The sequence below is a fragment of the Rhodoferax sp. P1_F3 genome, from assembly GCF_056405715.1.
In genome coordinates this window covers 450,962-467,831 of the sequence record NZ_JBFUBO010000001.1, presented here as the reverse complement: position 1 = coordinate 467,831, position 16,870 = coordinate 450,962, and the positions used below count along the sequence as shown (strand labels likewise).

Here is a 16,870-nt window from a genome sequence, read left to right as displayed (position 1 = left end):
CCCTAAAGGTTGCCGCGGTCCGTGGCAACAGGCTAAAATGCGCCACTTCCGAGGAGCGTTGCAGCTCGCCCGATGCCCCCAGCGGCACGGCGAGTGAGGCTCGGAAAACACGGCGCGCCCTGCGCTGTGCCTCCCAACGGCGCTCACCCACTGGTTTGTGTGCGGTGAGTTTTACCTCTTGAATCCCCGCCCGCCAGTGTTTATTCAAATGAACTTTTGGAGTGAACCATGAGCGCTGTGTTGAAATTTTCCAAGACCCCCAAGGCTGTCAAGGCTGCCGTCAAATCCGTAGCCCCCAAGGCGGCTGCCAAAGTGGTGAAGGCGCCCGTCGCCAAGACTGAAGACTTCAAGATTGCCGACATCGCCCTGGCAGCCTGGGGCCGCAAAGAGCTGACCATTGCCGAGACCGAAATGCCCGGTCTGATGGCCATCCGCGAAGAGTTCGCCAAGGTCCAGCCCCTGAAGGGCGCACGCATCACCGGCTCGCTGCACATGACCATCCAGACCGGCGTGCTCATTGAAACGCTGAAGGCCCTGGGCGCCGATGTGCGTTGGGCTTCGTGCAACATCTTCTCCACGCAAGACCACGCCGCCGCCGCAATTGCCGCGACTGGCACGCCAGTGTTTGCTGTCAAGGGTGAGTCGTTGGAAGACTACTGGGATTACACCCACCGCATTTTTGAGTTCAACGGCAAGAAGGGGACTGCGGCTGAAGGCCCCAACATGATCCTGGACGACGGCGGCGATGCCACGCTGCTGATGCACCTGGGCGCTCGCGCCGAGAAAGACATCAAGCTCCTGGCCAAGCCCGGTAGCCACGAAGAAATCTGCCTGTTCAACAGCATCAAGGCCAAGCTGAAGGTGGACTCCACCTGGTACAGCCGCCGCCTGAAGAACATCATGGGCGTTACCGAAGAGACCACTACGGGCGTGATGCGCCTGGAAGAAATGGCCGCCAAGGGCACACTGGCCCTGCGCGCCATCAACGTGAACGACTCGGTGACCAAGAGCAAGTTCGACAACCTGTACGGTTGCCGCGAATCCCTGGTGGACGGCATCAAGCGCGCCACCGACGTGATGATCGCCGGCAAGGTGGCCGTGGTGGCTGGCTACGGTGACGTGGGCAAGGGCTCTGCCCAGGCCCTGCGCGCTTTGTCCGCCCAAGTGTGGGTGACCGAGATCGACCCCATCAACGCCCTGCAGGCCGCGATGGAAGGCTACAAGGTCGTGACCATGGAATACGCTGCCGACAAGGCCGACATTTTCGTGACCACCACCGGCAACAAGAACGTCATCACCTACAAGCACATGGAGGCCATGAAGGACCAGGCCATCGTGAGCAACATCGGCCACTTTGACAATGAAATCGACGTCGCTTCGCTGGAAAAGCTGAAGTGGGAAGAGATCAAGCCCCAGGTGGACCATGTGATCTTCCCGGCCAAGGGCAAGAAGCCTTCCAAGCGCATCATCCTGCTGGCCAAGGGCCGCCTGGTGAACCTGGGCTGCGGCACCGGCCACCCCAGCTTCGTGATGTCGTCCAGCTTTGCGAACCAGACCATCGCCCAGATCGAGCTGTTCACCAAGCCCAAGGAATACAAGGTTGGCAAGGTCTATGTGCTGCCCAAGCACCTGGACGAAAAAGTGGCGCGTCTGCACCTGACGAAGGTCGGCGCCATGCTGACCGAACTGACCGACGAGCAGGCTTCGTACATCGGCGTCTCCAAAGCCGGTCCGTACAAGAAAAACACCTACCGCTACTAAGCCAAGGACTTCATGCGTATAGACCAACTGCTGGTACAGCGCGGGCTGGCCAGCACCCGCTCGCAGGCCCAACGCCTGATCGCCGATGGCGTGCAGTGGCAGAAGATGGAAGCGGGCGGCGAGGTCTGGAAACGCGTGGTCAAGAATGGCGACGACGTGCCTGAGGACGCTCGCATCGAGCTGCTGGACGACTCCGAGGCACGCTATGTGTCGCGGGGTGGTCTGAAGCTGGAGGCCGCCCTCAAGCACGTGGGCTTGTCGGTGGCGGGGCTGCGTTGCCTGGACGTGGGGCAGAGCACCGGTGGTTTCACCGACTGCCTGATCCAGGCGGGTGCCGCCGCGGTGGTGGGGGTGGATGTGGGCAGTGCCCAACTGCACCCCAGCCTGCGCGAGGACGCCCGGGTCTTGTGCGTGGAGAGCGTCAATGCCCGTACCCTGTCCGCTGCAGATTTGATAGCTGCTTACGCAGACAGTACGGGTGCTGAAGGCCAATTTGACCTGGAAGAGGATGGCGCAACCTTTGAAGGTTTCGATGGCTCCGATGACAGCCGTGAGGAGGCCGAGCTGGCCACCTTGCCGCCAGAATTCGCGCCGCCGTTTGACCTGCTGGTGGCCGACCTATCCTTCATCTCGCAAACCTTGGTACTGCCCGCGGCGGTGCCTTTGTTGCGGGACGGTGGCACCTTGCTGACCCTGGTGAAGCCGCAGTTTGAACTGCAGCCTGGCCAGGTAGGCAAGGGCGGCATTGTCAAAGACGCGGCCATGTACGCCATCGTCGAGCAGCGCCTGCGCGAGGCCTGTGCCGAACTGGACCTGACGGTCACCGCGTGGTTCGACTCGCCCATCGAAGGCGGCGACGGCAACCGCGAATTTTTCATTTGCGCCCGCAAGGCGGGCTGAACGCAGCTCCCGCGTGTGCGGGGCGTGCGAGACGGAGATGCTGATGTTTACCAACGACCGAATTCCGCTGAGTCTGGAGTTCTTTCCCCCCAAAACACCCGAAGGCGCGGAGAAGCTGCGGGGCGTGCGCCAGCAGCTGTACGCGCTGCGCCCCGATTTTTGCTCGGTCACTTTTGGTGCCGGCGGTTCCACGCAAGAAGGCACCTTCGGTGCGGTGCGTGAGATCCTGGCTGAAGGCGTGAGCGCGGCTTCGCATTTTTCGTGCATCGGTGCGACCAAAAACACCGTGCGCGATCAGCTGGCCATCCTCAAGACCATGGGCGTGAAGCGCCTGGTGGCTTTGCGTGGCGATCTGCCCAGTGGTTACGGCGCGGGTGGTGAGTTCCACTACGCCAGCGACCTGGTGGCCTTTATCCGAGCTGAGTCGGGCGATGACTTCCACATCGAAGTGGCGGCCTATCCCGAGGTGCACCCCCAAGCCAAGTCACCGGCCCATGACCTGCAGGCGTTTGCCGCCAAGGTCAAGGCTGGTGCCAACTCGGCCATCACCCAGTATTTCTACAACTCAGACGCCTACTTCCGCTTTGTGGAAGAGGTGGATGCGCTGGGGCTGGAGGTGCCCGTGGTGCCGGGCATCATGCCCATCACCAGTTCCACGCAGCTGATGCGCTTCTCGGACGCTTGTGGTGCCGAAATCCCGCGCTGGATTCGCCTGCGCCTGCAAAGCTATGGCGACGATATTGCGTCCATCAAGGCCTTTGGGCTGGAAGTGGTGACAGATCTGTGCGAGCAACTGCGCGCCGGCGGCGCCCCCGCGCTGCACTTCTACACCATGAACCAGAGCGGGGCTACTCTGGCGTTGTGTCAGAACCTGGGGCTGGTGCCTACGGTGCAATAACGCGGAATCGCTAGGCCCGGAGAGGCGGTATTAGCCGCCCGACTCCAGCGTTGACGTGGCATTTGCGTCTTGTTTGAGCAATTCCACCATCTGCGGCAAGGCGTCTTTCAACGCGGCTTTGAGCGTGTGAGGTGGGTTGATCAGGAACATGCCACTGGCTGGCAGACCCGGGCGCACCACTTCGCCTTCGGCGTCCTGCAGCAGCTTGCTGGACTTCACGGTCAGTGTGGCGTGCAGCCAAGACTTACCTGATTTGTTGGCCAGGGTCTTGAGCTTCTTGGGTAAGTCGTGTGCCTCGGGGCGCGGAATGATGGGGTACCAGACGGCGTAGGTGCCGGTGGCAAAGCGCACCATGGCGTCTGCCACCATGGCGGTAACGCGGGCGTAGTCGTTCTTGACTTCGTAGCTGGGGTCGCACAGCACCAGCGCGCGGCGTGAGGGCGGCGGCAAGAACTTCTTCAGCCCTTCAAACCCGTCTTCGCGCAGGATGGCCACCTGGCGGCCCGCTTCAAGCTGGGCGATGTTCGCCATCAGGGTTTTGGTGTCGGTGGGGTGCAGCTCGAACAGTTTGAGCTTGTCGCGGTCACGCAGCAGGCTCTGGATGATGAATGGCGAGCCGGGATACACGCTCCAGTGGTTGGTGCTGTTGAAGCCTGCCACCATGTCCACATAGTCTTGCAGGGCGGGCGCAAACGGCGTTGCGGGCTTGGTGGCAACCAGTTTCAGGAAGCCCTCGGCGGCTTCCTCGCTGGTTTTGGCGAAATCGCCATCCAGCCGGTACAGGCCTGCACCCGCATGGGTGTCGAACACGTTGAGCGCGGTATCTTTTTGCGTCATGTGACGCAACACCGCCAGCAATACGGTGTGTTTGAGGACGTCGGCATGGTTGCCGGCGTGAAAGGCGTGGCGGTAACTGAACATCCCCTATGATACCTACGCAAGGCCAGCCGCCACAGGGCGGGATGTTGGAAGCGCGGCCTGAAAATAATATTGTGTAGAGCCTGGAGCTCTTTCCTACTGTTGCCACAGCATGAGTGATACCACCTCCCAGCCCAGCGAGCCTGCGGCTTTGCCCCTGGGCCACATGGACGCATTGCCGCCCGGCACCATGCTGGGCGAGTTTGAGCTGCAGGCGCTGCTTGGCGTGGGTGGCTTTGGCATGGTGTACCGCGGCTACGACCATTCGCTACACCGCCCCGTGGCTATCAAGGAGTACATGCCATCCGCATTGGTAGGGCGTGGCACTGACTTGTTGGTGTCGGCCCGCTCTACGGCCGACGCCAAGCCCTTCCAGGCCGGTTTGCAATCCTTCATCGCCGAGGCCCGCTTGCTCGCCCGTTTTGACCACCCCTCGCTGGTCAAGGTGTACCGCTTTTGGGAAGCCAACAACACGGCCTACATGGCCATGCCGCTGTATGAAGGCATCACCCTCAAGGAAGCCCGTCGCCGCATGAGCGGCCCGCCTTCGGAAGAATGGCTGCGCCAGGTGCTGTGGTCGGTTCTGGAGGCACTGCGCGTGCTGCACGACAACGACACCCTGCACCGCGACGTATCGCCAGACAACATCTTTCTGCAGAACCTGGGCCCTCCGGTGCTGCTGGACCTCGGCGCTGCGCGCCGTGCGCTGATGGATTCCAGCCAAAAACACACGGCTATCCTGAAGGTGAATTACGCGCCCATCGAACAGTACGCCGATGCGCACGACCTGCGCGAGGGGCCGTGGACCGATCTTTACGCGCTAGCCGCCGTGGTGCACGGCTGCCTGTGCAATGAGCCACCGCTGCCCGCTACCTTCCGGGTGGTACGTGACCGCATGCCCGCTTTTGCACAGGTCGCCAAGACTGCAGAAACGCATTTTGGCCAGCTGTATTCGCTGGCGTTTGTAGAGACCGTGGCACATGCCCTGACCATAGAGCCAGGAGGACGCCCCCAGAGTGTAGATGCCTTTGCACAGGAAATGGCACTGCAGGTGCCAGCCGATATGGCGCGATTTGATTGGCGCCAGGGTTTGGGGCCTTCCATCACGCTGGAGGAGCGCGGTGTGGCTTCGGTGCCGTTGACCACCGCCTTACTCACCACGCAGCCAGCACCTCAGCAGCACACCCAGCCGGTAACGTCCAAGACCTCTCGGGCATCGGCCAAAACGGTACGGGTGCCTCCTCGTGCCAAGCGCAAACCCGATGTAGTGGCTGCCGTCGCTCCACGCAAGACGGCCCCGTCGGGGTGGTGGATTGCCGCCGTTGTGGCGTTGGTCGTTGGGGTGCTGGCAGCTGCTTTCACGGTAGGCATAGGTCATAAATCGACGCCGCAGGCAGCAGTCGTAGAGCCGGGAAAATCCGTGACACCGGCGGAAATCGTTCCCGTAACGGAAGTGCCTGCGCCCGCAGTGTTACCCAATGTCGCGGCCTCCGCCCCCGCACCTCGCAATGCGCCCGTTGTCTTGGCCAAACCTGCAACGACTGCTGTCGCAGGGGTGGCCGCGGACAAGTCGATGGTGGTCAAGCCCAACCGGGCAGAGCCCAAGCCCTCCGCCCCGTCCGCACCCCCGGTGGTTCAGGTGGCGCCGGTAGAGCTGTGCCCCGATGCCACGGTCCTCACCAAAACCATGTGCATCTACCGGGAATGCCTAAAACCAGAGCACGCGCAGCTGCCGGTTTGCATTGCCGACCGCAAGCGCTGGGAGAGCCAGAACAACCGGGCAGTTCTTCCCTGATATTTGCCGATTGGCAGGGCTTTTTGTATAATCGTGGGCTTCGCAGCGCTTTTGTGGCTCCGCGGCGAAGGCTTTTCACAAAGTATCCCCACCTAAGAGATTCCCATCAGAGGAACGCCGACCGTGGAAAAGAGCCCGCCAAACCCTCCTTTAAAAGAGAAATCTCATGTCTACTTTCAGCGCAAAACCCGCTGAGGTCGTGCACGAGTGGTTTGTGATTGACGCGACCGACAAGGTCCTCGGACGAGTAGCCAGCGAAGTTGCTCTCCGTTTGCGCGGCAAACACAAGGCCATTTACACGCCTCACGTCGATACCGGTGACTTCATCGTCATCATCAACGCAGCCCAGCTGCGCGTCACAGGGGCCAAGACCCTGGACAAGGTGTACTACCGCCACTCCGGTTACCCCGGCGGCATTACAGCCACCAACTTCCGCGACATGCAAGCCAAGCACCCCGGCCGCGCTTTGGAAAAAGCCGTCAAGGGCATGTTGCCCAAGGGTCCCCTGGGCTACGCCATGATCAAGAAGCTCAAGGTGTACGGTGGTGCTGAGCATCCCCATACCGCCCAGCAGCCCAAGGTTCTGGACATCGCTGGTATTTCTGCCAATGCAGTGAAGAGAGAGGCCGCCCAATGATCGGTGAATGGAACAATGGCACCGGCCGTCGCAAATCCAGCGTCGCCCGCGTGTTTCTGAAAAAAGGCTCCGGCCAAATCGTGGTGAACGGCAAGGCCATCGAAAAGTTTTTCGGTCGCGCAACGTCCATCATGATCTGCAAGCAGCCTCTGCTGTTGACCAACCACGCAGAAACGTTTGACATCATGGTCAACGTGGCTGGTGGCGGTGAGTCTGGTCAGGCTGGTGCAACCCGCCACGGCATTACCCGCGCTTTGATCGACTACGACGCCACACTCAAGCCCGTCTTGAGCCAAGCTGGCTTCGTGACACGCGATGCGCGTGAAGTCGAACGTAAGAAGGTCGGCTTCCACGGCGCTCGCCGTCGCAAGCAGTTCTCCAAGCGTTAATCGCCGCAACATTGCGTTGCAAAGCAACAGCCGCCAGAGTGCAAATTCTGGCGGCTGTTGTCTTTTGGGCTGCTAGACTTCGCCCTCCATGAGATTCCGCCTGCTCCGCCGCCGCCTTACCATCAGTGCCCCGCGCATGGCGGTACGCAGTGCACTGCCGTGGCCGTTTCGGTGGGCCATACTGGCTATCGTGCTGGGGTTTTGCTCGGCCATCGGCCTGTGGGCCTTCGAGTTTGGCAAGGACATTGCCGGGCTGGACAAAGGCTCCAAGGAAGAGCTGATGCAACTGCGCACCGACGTGGCCACCTTGCGCGCCGAACTGACAGATGTCAAAACCGAGCGCGACCAGGCCCAGTCCATTGCCAATACCGCCGACACCTTGGTCACGGCCGAGAAGGCATCGCACGAGAAACTCCTGGCGCAGGTCAAACAGCTGGAAGCGGAAAACCGGGGCTTGCATGACGACCTGGGCTTCTTTGAGAAGTTGATTCCAGCGGGTGCGGTCGAAGGTTTGGCGATTCGCGGTCTGCAAGCGGAGCTGAGTTCCCCTGGAACGTTAAAATGGCAGACGCTGGTCATGCAGCCGGGCCGCAATACGCAAGAGTTCACAGGTCGTTTGGAGTTAACTTTTGCGGGCACGGTGAATGGCAAACCCTGGTTTGCAACCTTGCCGGAAGGGGCTATCCCCATCCGGATCAAGCAATACGGACGCATGGAGGGCGAGTTGGCGCTTCCTCCTCAGGTGATTGTTAAGAGTGTGTCAGCGCGGGTTCTTGAGGGTTCTACGGTCAAGGCGACCCAGACCCTCAAGCTGTAATGTTTACAGAGGTTCACCATGTTCAACAAGAAAAAGCAGCCCCCCATCAAAAGCCTGATCGCCGAAGGCACGCAAATCGACGGCAATATGGCCTTCTCGGACGGCCTGCGGGTCGATGGCGTGATTGTGGGCAATGTGATGGCCAGTGATACCGTGGCCAGCATTCTGGTGATTTCCGATTCCGCCAGCGTGACCGGCGAAATTACCGCGGACCACATCATCATCAATGGTACGGTGAAGGGCCCTATTCACGCCCGCCACATGCTGGAGCTGCAGCCCAAGGCGCGCATTGAAGGCGATGTGGAATATGCCGCCCTGGAAATGCACCAGGGCGCCCTGATTTCTGGCCAATTGCGGCCACTGTTGGGCGCCGAAGAAAAACCCACACTGAAACTAGCGGCAAATAACCTGTAAAAGAATTCCCGAGCGAATTCCTGTACTATTTGCAGCATCCTGATACCGACCGGAGTTCCCCATGAGCGCAGTTGCCGAAAACATCCAGACCGAAATGCCTTCTCCTATCCTGTTTACCGACAGTGCGGCGGCCAAGGTGGCGGACTTGATCGCCGAAGAGGGCAATCCTGACCTGAAACTGCGCGTGTTCGTGCAGGGTGGCGGCTGTTCTGGCTTCCAATACGGTTTCACGTTTGATGAAATCACCAACGAAGACGACACCACCATGACCAAAAACGGGGTGTCCTTGCTGATCGACGCAATGAGCTACCAGTACCTAATGGGTGCGGAGATTGATTACAAGGAAGACCTGCAGGGTGCGCAGTTTGTGATCAAGAACCCCAATGCCACGTCTACCTGTGGCTGCGGTTCGTCGTTCTCGACCTGATGGTCGGCAAGCCCTGCGTACTTACGCGGGGTAGATTGCACCGAGTATGCGGGCGCCTTGGGCGCCCGTTACTTTTGGCAGGCTGCTAGTCTGGCGCAGGCAGGTCTGGCGGGCCAGCCAGGCAAAGGCGCTGGCTTCCACCTGTAGGGGGGGCAAGCCCTGGGCTTCGGAGGATTCCACTGCGCATCCCGGCAGATGGTGTGCCAACCTTTGCATTAAATGGGTATTGAAGGCACCACCACCACAGACCACCAGGGTATTGCAGTGCGGGGCGACCTTGCGCAGGGCTTCTGCACACGACCGGGCCGTTAGTTCTGTCAATGTGGCTTGCACGTCTTGCGGTGATACGCCGGTCACCTCTGACAAACAGCGTGCCAGCCATGCGGCGTTGAACAGGTCGCGTCCCGTGCTTTTGGGTGGGGGGGTCGCGAAGAAGGGTTCATTGAGCAAACGCACCAACAAAGCCGCATGCACCTGACCACCGGCAGCCCAGCGGCCCGCATCGTCAAAAGCCTGACCGGTATGGGTTTGGCACCAGCCGTCCATCAAGGCATTGCCCGGACCACAGTCAAAGCCCTGCACGGGCGCATCCGCAGAATGATTCAGCACCGTGATATTGGAGATACCGCCAATATTCAGCACGGCCATTGCGCGACCGTCTTGCCCGAAGAAGGCTTGGTGAAAGGGCGGAACCAGCGGGGCGCCTTGACCGCCGGCTGCCACATCGCGGCTGCGAAAATCGGCGACCACGTCGATGCCGCAGAGTTCGGCCAGCAAGGCGGGTTGGTTCAGCTGCAGGGTGTAGCCCGTGCCATCAAACTCTTGCGGGCGGTGCCGCACGGTTTGTCCGTGGGCGCCTATGGCTCTAACTGAGGACCTTGGCGTATCGCCACCCTGCAGCAAGTTGGCGACCACTTCGGCATACACCCTCACCAAACCGTTGCCAGCGAGGGCTGCGCGGTGCAGTTCGTTGTTGGAGGGCGTATTCAGGGCCAGTAGCTCTGCACGCAATGGGGCTGGCAGCGGTGCGCTGCAATGTTGCAGCACGCGCATACGCCCTTGGGAAAAGTCGGCCAGCACGCCATCCACACCGTCCAGCGAAGTGCCGGACATCAGGCCAATGAACAGTTCGGACACAGTGCGGCCGGTGCGATTATTCGGCGCTGCCGGGGCGTAGCTGGGCTGCGGCGGCCAACTGGGCGCGCACGCCCATGGCCGCCTGGTCGAACTGGGGCTTGAGTGCCGCGGTGACGGGCACCGATTCGCTCTGGCGTGCAATGGTCAGCGGGTCGTGGTGCACGCCGTTGACGCGGAATTCAAAGTGCAGGTGCGGGCCCGTGGCCCATCCGGTGGAACCCACCGCGCCGATGTTTTGGCCCTGCGACACGCTCTGGCCTTTTTTGACATTGATTCGGCTCAGGTGGGCATACACCGTGGTCTGGTTGTTGCGATGCTTGACCATGACCACATTGCCAAAGCCGTTTTGCACACCGGCGAAGTCCACCACGCCATCGGCCACGGTGCGCACGGGCGTGCCGGTGGTGGCTGCGTAGTCCACGCCCAGGTGGGCTTTCCAGGTTTGGAGAATCGGGTGAAAGCGCATGCTGAAGCCGCTGCTGATGCGCGAGAACTCCAGGGGCGAGGCCAGGAAGGCGCGGCGCAGGCTTTCACCGGCGAGCGTGTAGTAGCTGCCCTTGGTCGCGCCTGCAACGGCGGCGGGGTCGCGGAACCACATGGCTTGGTGGGCCTTGCCCGCGTTCACGAACTCGGCGCTGAGTACGCGGCCGGAGCGCAGGGGTTCGCCATCGCCTTCCAGCGTTTCATACACCACGGAAAAGCGGTCGCCCTTGCGCAAGGCACGGTGGAAGTCGATGTCGCCGGAAAAGATTTCGGCCATCTGCACGCCGATGGAGTCGGGGAGGTGGGCGTCGTCAGTGGCGGCAAACAAAGAGGTCTGGATCACGCCGCTGGCGAGGCGCGTGGTGGCCACCAGCGGCAGGGTCTCCAACTGAGCCTTGAAGCCGACGCTGTCCTTGGTCACGTTCAGGCGCTTGAAGGTGCCATCGTCCAGCGGGCTCCACCGTGCAGTCAGGGAGGTCAGGCCTTGCAATTCATTGACTTCGGCGGTCACGTTGCGGCCCGCGCGGCCCAGTAACTGTTGCTGCACCTGGGGGTTGGCGCGCAAAAAGGCCGAGGCTGCGGGGTCGAACACGCCCAGGCGCTTGAGCAGGCTGTCGGCGGTATCGGTGGAGCGGGTGACTTCGGACCGGTACAGCCGCATGGTCTGGTCAGGCAGGGCAACGTCCAGTGGCGCTGCGGGCAGGGCCTGCACGGCCTCGACCACGGTGCGCACGGGCAAATCCGCTGCATCGGGAGCAAAGGACGCTACGGCGAAGGCGCCACCAGTCCCACCCACGAGGAGGGCTGCGATGGCGGCGGAGATGCGTTGGGGGTGGCGTTGGGCCAAGTCACGTGTGTACGCAAAGCAGGCCTCTACGGCCTGGGTCAATCCGTGTTTCAAAATCTGGGACTCCGATGGGTGGTGCGGCACGAACTAAAATCCAGCCGCTGGCAACGAACACGTTGCAGGAGAGAGCCCGCAGTATAGCGGCGGCACCTCCTCCAGCAACCAGAAAAAACCCTTATGAATCAAGCCTCAAGCCCCCAAATTGTTGTAAGCGATCGTGTCCGCGAAGCCCTGGCGGTGACCCTGCGCGGCGTGGAAGAACTGCTGCCGCAAGACGAGTGGGTGAAAAAACTCGCCAAATCGGAGGCCACCGGCACGCCGCTGCGCATCAAGCTGGGCCTGGACCCCACCGCACCGGACATCCACATTGGCCACACCGTGGTGCTGAACAAGATGCGGCAACTGCAAGATCTGGGCCACACGGTCATCTTTTTGATCGGCGATTTCACCAGCATGATTGGCGACCCCAGCGGCCGCAACAGCACCCGCCCGCCGCTGACGGCCGAGCAGATCAAGGTGAATGCCGAGACCTACCGCGCCCAGGCTGACAAGATACTGGACCCAACCAAGACCGAGCTGCGCTACAACAGCGAATGGAGCGACCCGCTGGGCGCGCGCGGCATGATCCAGCTGGCCAGCCGCTACACCGTGGCGAGGATGATGGAACGCAATGACTTCCATGACCGCTTCAAGGCTGGCACGCCCATCGCCGTGCACGAATTCCTGTACCCGCTGATGCAGGGTTATGACAGCGTGGCGCTCAAGAGCGACCTGGAGCTGGGCGGCACCGACCAAAAGTTCAACCTGCTGATGGGGCGCACGCTGCAGGCCGAATACGGCCAGGAGCCGCAGTGCATCTTGACCATGCCTTTGCTCGAAGGCCTGGACGGCGTGGAGAAGATGTCCAAGAGCAAGAACAACTACATCGGCATCAGCGAGGACGCCAACACGATGTTCGCCAAGGTGCTGTCGATCTCCGACGTGCTGATGTGGAAGTGGTACACGCTGTTGAGTTTTCAGAGTGAAGCCGCCATTGCGGCGCTGAAAGCCGAGGTGGATGGCGGGCGCAACCCCAAGGACGCCAAGGTGGCCTTGGCCAAGGAAATCACTGCGCGCTTCCACAGCGCGGCAGCGGCCGATGCGGCCGAGCAGGATTTCATCAACCGCAGCAGGGGCGGTATCCCGGACCAAATTGATGACCTGTCCGTGGAGTTGGGCGAGGGGGCTCTATTGGGCATCGGTGTTCTGCTGAAGATGGCTCGGCTGGCAGCGTCAACCAGCGAAGCCAACCGCCTGATTGACGGCGGTGGTGTGCGCATCGACAGCAATGTGGTGAGCGACAAGGGCCTGAAGCTGGGCGCTGGTACCTATGTGTTGCAGGTGGGCAAGCGCAAGTTTGCCCGCGTGACACTCGCCTAATTCGTCCGATGCTAGCTTTGGTGCAACGGGTGCGGCGGGCCCAGGTGACGGTGGATGATGCGGTGGTGGGCTCCATCGGTCGCGGTCTGCTGGTGCTGGTGTGTGCCGAACAGGGTGATACCGAAGCGCAGGCGGACAAGCTCCTGGCCAAGCTGCTGAAGCTGCGCATCTTCAGTGACAGCGCGGGCAAGATGAACCTTGCCGTGCCGGACCTGGATGGTGCGGGCACGGTGGGTGGTTTGTTGCTGGTGAGCCAGTTCACCCTAGCGGCGGACACCACGGGCGGCAACCGGCCTAGTTTCACCAACGCAGCGGCCCCAGCGGAGGGACGACGCCTGTACGACTACTTGGTGGCGCAGGCGCGGGTGGCGCATCCTATTGTGCAGACCGGCATTTTTGCAGCGGACATGCTGGTGGAGCTGGTCAATGATGGGCCGGTGACGATCCCCATGCGGGTTGCGCCTGTTGTTTGATTGCTATTAATTTAGTAGCTGCTTGCGCAATGTTTACGGGGGCTTGGGGGTTAAAAGGCTTGTAGGTTGGGTGGTGTTTGCCCGCGAGGGGAAGGGGTAGGCGTTTTGCTCCGTGTCCCCCGCCCGCTGCGCAGGCTCCTCCTTGACCTACGCAAAACGCCTACCCCTTCCCCTCGCTTGACGCATTGGAACGCCGACGCCCTAACCTTTGACGTTTCGAGGTTGCAGACACTCGGAGGAGTAGTTGCAGTGGGCGTTTTGCGTAGGTCAAGGAGGAGGCCGAAGGCCGGGGGACACGGAGCAAAACGCCCACTGCGGCTGCTCTGGAGCAACAACCCAAAACTCAATAGGGGTTCTTAAACCCCAACCGCGCCATGATCTCCGTCTCGCGCAGTTCCATCACCTCCGCGTCCTCGTCCAGCTCATGGTCCCACCCCTGCGCATGCAGGGTGCCGTGGACGATCATGTGCGCGTAGTGCGCCTCCAGCGTCTTCTTCTGCTCCTTGGCTTCCTTGGCAATCACCGGTGCACACAGCACCAGATCGGCGCTCACCACGGGGTCTTGCGTGTAGTCAAAGGTCAGAACATTGGTGGCGTAGTCCTTCTGGCGGTACTCGCGGTTCAGCGTTTGGCCTTCCTCGGCATCGACGATGCGCACGGTGATTTCCCCGTTCACTTCCAGCGTGTTGCGAATCCAGCGGATCACCTTGTGACGCGGCAGTGCGGCGCGGTGCTTGTCGGCATCTTTGAGCTTGCCGAATTGCAGGGAGAGAGAGAGTTCGGGCAGCATCAGCGGGCCTTGGGTGTTCGGGTTTTGGGCAGGCCCACGCGCGGTAGTTCGGGTTCAGGGTCGGGGATAGCGATGCGTGGCAAGTCTTCCAGGCGCGCGGCGTCGTAAGCGTCCACAATGCGGGCCACGAGTGGGTGGCGCACGATGTCGGCGCTGGTCAGGCGGGTAATGGCAATGCCGGGCGTGCGGCGCAGGATGCGCTCGGCATCGACCAAGCCGCTGAGCTGCGTCTTGGGCAGGTCAATCTGGCTCACGTCACCGGTGATGACGGTCTTGGTGCCAAAGCCCACGCGCGTGAGGAACATCTTCATCTGCTCGGGCGTGGTGTTCTGCGCTTCGTCCAGAATCACAAAGGCATTGTTCAGCGTGCGCCCGCGCATGAAGGCCAGAGGCGCAATCTCCAGTGCTTGCCGCTCGAAGGCCTTGTGCACTTGGTCGTAACCCATCAGGTCGTAGAGCGCGTCGTACAACGGGCGCAGATACGGGTCCACCTTCTGGTTCAAATCGCCGGGCAAAAAGCCCAGGCGTTCGCCCGCTTCCACGGCGGGGCGCGTTAGCACAATGCGTTGCACCGCGCTGCGCTGCAAGGCGTCCACGGCGGCGGCCACGGCCAGATAGGTCTTGCCGGTACCAGCCGGGCCAATGCCAAAGGTAATGTCGAACTCGGCGATGTTGTCCAGGTACACGGCCTGGTTCTGGCTGCGCGGCTTCAGGTCGGCGCGGCGGGTGGCCAGCGTGGGGCCGTCTGCACCGTCCGGGCCACCGTTGCCGCTGAGCATGAGCTGCACGGTGGAGGCAGCAATCGGGCGGCCAGCGATTTCGTACAGCGCCTGCAGCATCTCCATGGCGCGCTGGGCTTTGGCCTTGGCGCCTTCCACCTTGAATTGCTCATGCCGGTGGGCGATGCGCACCTCCAGTTCGCGCTCGATGGTGCGCAGGTGCTCGTCGGTCGGGCCGCACAGGTGCGAGAGGCGTGTGTTGTTCAGCGGGGTGAAGATGTGTTTGAGAATCAAGCTGATAATCCGGCAGGGCTAAGGGGCGCCAAGGCTGGCGTTACCCTGCATTGTCCCCAATGTTCGGCCCACAGGCCACACCCCGCGTTACAACCCCAGGCAAAAGACGATGATCGGCAAACTCACAGGCATCCTCAGCGACAAAAATCCCCCGCAGGTCATCGTGGACTGCGGCGGCGTGGGCTACGAGGTGCAGGTGCCCATGAGCACGTTTTACAACCTGCCGGCCGAGGGGCAGAAGGTCAGCCTGTTGACCCACTTTGTGGTGCGCGAAGACGCGCAAATCCTCTACGGCTTTGGCAGCAGCAGCGAGCGCGAGGCGTTCCGCGAACTCATCAAAATCTCTGGTGTCGGGCCGCGCACGGCGCTGTCCGTACTGTCGGGCATGGACGTGGCGGACCTGGCGCAGGCCGTGACGCTGCAGGAAGCCGGGCGCCTGGTCAAGGTGCCGGGCATTGGCAAGAAGACCGCCGAGCGCTTGCTGCTGGAACTCAAGGGCAAGCTGGGCGCGGACATTGGCGCGCCACTGGGCGCCGCCAGCGATGCGCAGGCCGACATCCTGCAGGCGCTGCTGGCCCTGGGCTACAGCGACAAGGAGGCCGCGGCCTGCCTCAAGGCCCTGCCCAAGGATGTGGGCGTGAGCGATGGCATCAAGCTGGCGCTCAAGTCATTGGCCAAATAGGCCGCTAGCCCGCGTGGAATTTGCGCGAGAAGCTACTAAATCAATAGCAAGCTATTGCGCCTCGCGCACGGGCCGACCGTTGAGTGCTTGCACCGGGCGGGCATTGGCGGCGTAGAGCTGAGTGAACAGCTTGTACTGCGCGCGGCTGATTTGCATGGGCTGCTTCAGCACGGTCCATAACACGCCCTCGGTGCAGGGTGGCGTGGTCAAGGAGCCCATGAACTGGTAGTAGCGCTGGTCGGTGGGCAGCAGCTCGTTGAGGTTCAGCAGCTCGCGCGGCATGCGCACACGGTCGTTCACCTCCAGCGGCATATAGGTCCACACCTTGTCGATCAGCGGGTTGGCCACACCGGGCTCCAGCAGCACCGCCACGACGGCCAACTGACCGTCGTCGTTCTTGTGCACCAGGTGCGCCACCATGGCCGCACGTTTGCCGTTCACCTGCTCTTCGGATGGGGTGTGAAAGTGGAACTGCAGCAGCTTGTAGCGCGTGCCACGCACGGTGATGGTGTTGTCGCCTTGCACATCCACCTGGATGGTGTGGCCGTTGTTGAGCACGGTGCCATTGCTGGCCGTGTAGTTGAACAGCAGCGGTTCTGCCGGGCCTTGCAGGGTGTTGCCGTCTTCGATGTTGATGGGGGACTGGCGTTTGCCCAGCGCGCAGACGTTGAAGTCGGGTTTGAGCTTGCCCCAGGCCTGCGGCCCTGCGTCGCCCTCATAGGCCCAGTGCACCTCGCCGCCATGGGCCTCTGCACCCGTCTTGGCGACCTGGCTGGCTGCGGCGTGGGCGGGCGGGCGGCGGCTGGCAGAGGCGGCTCCCGCCGGTCCCGTACCGCTGACCGTGATGGTGAGTTTCTTCTTGGGGGCCACGCCCAGCGCTTCGCGCAGCTGGTCACCCACCTCTTTGGCATTGGAGGCACTGGTGGCCTGAATATCGACAGCGGCGGGCTTTTTGGCCACGGCGGGTTTGGTGGGGGGCACCGCGTCGTTGGCCCACGCCGTGGCGGAGCCCAGCGCCAGGGCCAGCAGCAGGGAAATTGGAAGGCGGATGGGCATGGCGGGCGCGGCCT

General features: G+C 62.0%; 18 protein-coding genes and 1 riboswitch. Of the genes, 12 read left to right on the top strand and 6 right to left on the bottom strand.

Annotated elements, in window-relative coordinates; genetic code table 11:
- The first annotated feature begins 44 nt into the window (after positions 1-44).
- A riboswitch (S-adenosyl-L-homocysteine riboswitch) is annotated at positions 45-152 on the top strand.
- Positions 153-228: 76 nt separating this feature from the next.
- Genes ahcY through metF form a run of 3 tightly spaced genes read left to right on the top strand, consistent with a single transcriptional unit; the run spans position 229 to position 3,559 of the window.
- On the top strand, positions 229-1,761 hold the full coding sequence (gene ahcY, locus AC1DZ5_RS02310; protein ID WP_477885620.1) for an adenosylhomocysteinase: 1,533 nt from the start codon (positions 229-231) through the stop codon (positions 1,759-1,761).
- 12 nt (positions 1,762-1,773) lie between these two features.
- Positions 1,774-2,661: a TlyA family RNA methyltransferase gene (locus AC1DZ5_RS02305; protein ID WP_477885618.1), complete on the top strand. Its 888-nt coding sequence runs from the start codon at positions 1,774-1,776 to the stop codon at positions 2,659-2,661.
- 43 nt (positions 2,662-2,704) lie between these two features.
- A complete protein-coding gene (gene metF / locus AC1DZ5_RS02300) occupies positions 2,705-3,559 on the top strand; it encodes a methylenetetrahydrofolate reductase [NAD(P)H] (RefSeq protein WP_477885616.1) in 855 nt (284 codons plus the stop codon).
- A gap of 30 nt (positions 3,560-3,589) precedes the next feature.
- Here metF and AC1DZ5_RS02295 read toward each other — a convergent pair whose 3' ends face one another.
- Complete coding sequence (locus AC1DZ5_RS02295) at positions 3,590-4,480, bottom strand: 23S rRNA (adenine(2030)-N(6))-methyltransferase RlmJ (RefSeq protein ID WP_310344949.1); 891 nt, start codon at positions 4,478-4,480, stop codon at positions 3,590-3,592.
- A gap of 109 nt (positions 4,481-4,589) precedes the next feature.
- Between AC1DZ5_RS02295 and AC1DZ5_RS02290 the strand changes: the two genes are divergently transcribed.
- From AC1DZ5_RS02290 to erpA, 6 genes are all read left to right on the top strand, one after another.
- Complete coding sequence (locus tag AC1DZ5_RS02290; protein WP_477885613.1) at positions 4,590-6,272, top strand: serine/threonine protein kinase; 1,683 nt, start codon at positions 4,590-4,592, stop codon at positions 6,270-6,272.
- 166 nt (positions 6,273-6,438) lie between these two features.
- On the top strand, positions 6,439-6,909 hold the full coding sequence (rplM, locus tag AC1DZ5_RS02285; RefSeq protein WP_310344953.1) for a 50S ribosomal protein L13: 471 nt from the start codon (positions 6,439-6,441) through the stop codon (positions 6,907-6,909).
- Entirely contained in the window at positions 6,906-7,298 is a 393-nt protein-coding gene (rpsI, locus tag AC1DZ5_RS02280; RefSeq protein ID WP_094477218.1) for a 30S ribosomal protein S9, read from the top strand. Before rplM ends, rpsI begins: the two co-directional genes overlap by 4 nt.
- A 136-nt stretch (positions 7,299-7,434) precedes the next feature.
- Positions 7,435-8,115 carry a DUF6776 family protein gene (locus AC1DZ5_RS02275; protein WP_477885610.1) on the top strand — a complete coding sequence of 227 codons (681 nt, stop codon included), beginning with the start codon at positions 7,435-7,437 and terminating at the stop codon, positions 8,113-8,115.
- An 18-nt stretch (positions 8,116-8,133) separates the two neighbouring features.
- Positions 8,134-8,529 carry a bactofilin family protein gene (locus tag AC1DZ5_RS02270; RefSeq protein ID WP_477885608.1) on the top strand — a complete coding sequence of 132 codons (396 nt, stop codon included), beginning with the start codon at positions 8,134-8,136 and terminating at the stop codon, positions 8,527-8,529.
- Between the two features lie 61 nt (positions 8,530-8,590).
- Positions 8,591-8,956, top strand: a complete 366-nt coding sequence (gene erpA / locus AC1DZ5_RS02265) for an iron-sulfur cluster insertion protein ErpA (RefSeq protein ID WP_310344961.1) — start codon at positions 8,591-8,593, stop codon at positions 8,954-8,956.
- Between the two features lie 21 nt (positions 8,957-8,977).
- On the opposite strand, the gene AC1DZ5_RS02260 is transcribed toward erpA, so the two are convergent.
- A complete protein-coding gene (locus AC1DZ5_RS02260) occupies positions 8,978-10,093 on the bottom strand; it encodes an anhydro-N-acetylmuramic acid kinase (RefSeq protein ID WP_477885606.1) in 1,116 nt (371 codons plus the stop codon).
- A 16-nt stretch (positions 10,094-10,109) separates the two neighbouring features.
- Complete coding sequence (locus AC1DZ5_RS02255; protein ID WP_477885604.1) at positions 10,110-11,477, bottom strand: peptidoglycan DD-metalloendopeptidase family protein; 1,368 nt, start codon at positions 11,475-11,477, stop codon at positions 10,110-10,112.
- A 123-nt stretch (positions 11,478-11,600) separates the two neighbouring features.
- Between AC1DZ5_RS02255 and tyrS the strand changes: the two genes are divergently transcribed.
- Entirely contained in the window at positions 11,601-12,842 is a 1,242-nt protein-coding gene (gene tyrS / locus AC1DZ5_RS02250; RefSeq protein ID WP_477885602.1) for a tyrosine--tRNA ligase, read from the top strand.
- Positions 12,843-12,850: 8 nt separating this feature from the next.
- Positions 12,851-13,315, top strand: coding sequence for a D-aminoacyl-tRNA deacylase (dtd, locus tag AC1DZ5_RS02245; protein ID WP_477885600.1), 465 nt, complete (start codon positions 12,851-12,853; stop codon positions 13,313-13,315).
- Between the two features lie 343 nt (positions 13,316-13,658).
- Here the strand turns inward: dtd and ybeY are convergent, their stop codons facing one another.
- Entirely contained in the window at positions 13,659-14,108 is a 450-nt protein-coding gene (gene ybeY / locus AC1DZ5_RS02240) for an rRNA maturation RNase YbeY (RefSeq protein WP_477885786.1), read from the bottom strand.
- The gene (locus AC1DZ5_RS02235; protein WP_477885598.1) at positions 14,105-15,118 is read right to left on the bottom strand and encodes a PhoH family protein; all 1,014 of its coding nucleotides are present in this window, start codon (positions 15,116-15,118) and stop codon (positions 14,105-14,107) included. The genes ybeY and AC1DZ5_RS02235 overlap by 4 nt, the downstream gene beginning before the upstream one ends.
- Positions 15,119-15,227: 109 nt before the next feature.
- Here AC1DZ5_RS02235 and ruvA point away from each other — a divergent pair, with 109 nt between their 5' ends.
- Entirely contained in the window at positions 15,228-15,800 is a 573-nt protein-coding gene (gene ruvA, locus AC1DZ5_RS02230; protein ID WP_477885596.1) for a Holliday junction branch migration protein RuvA, read from the top strand.
- Between the two features lie 51 nt (positions 15,801-15,851).
- On the opposite strand, the gene AC1DZ5_RS02225 is transcribed toward ruvA, so the two are convergent.
- Complete coding sequence (locus AC1DZ5_RS02225; RefSeq protein ID WP_477885594.1) at positions 15,852-16,856, bottom strand: carbonic anhydrase; 1,005 nt, start codon at positions 16,854-16,856, stop codon at positions 15,852-15,854.
- Between the last annotated feature and the right edge of the window lie 14 nt (positions 16,857-16,870).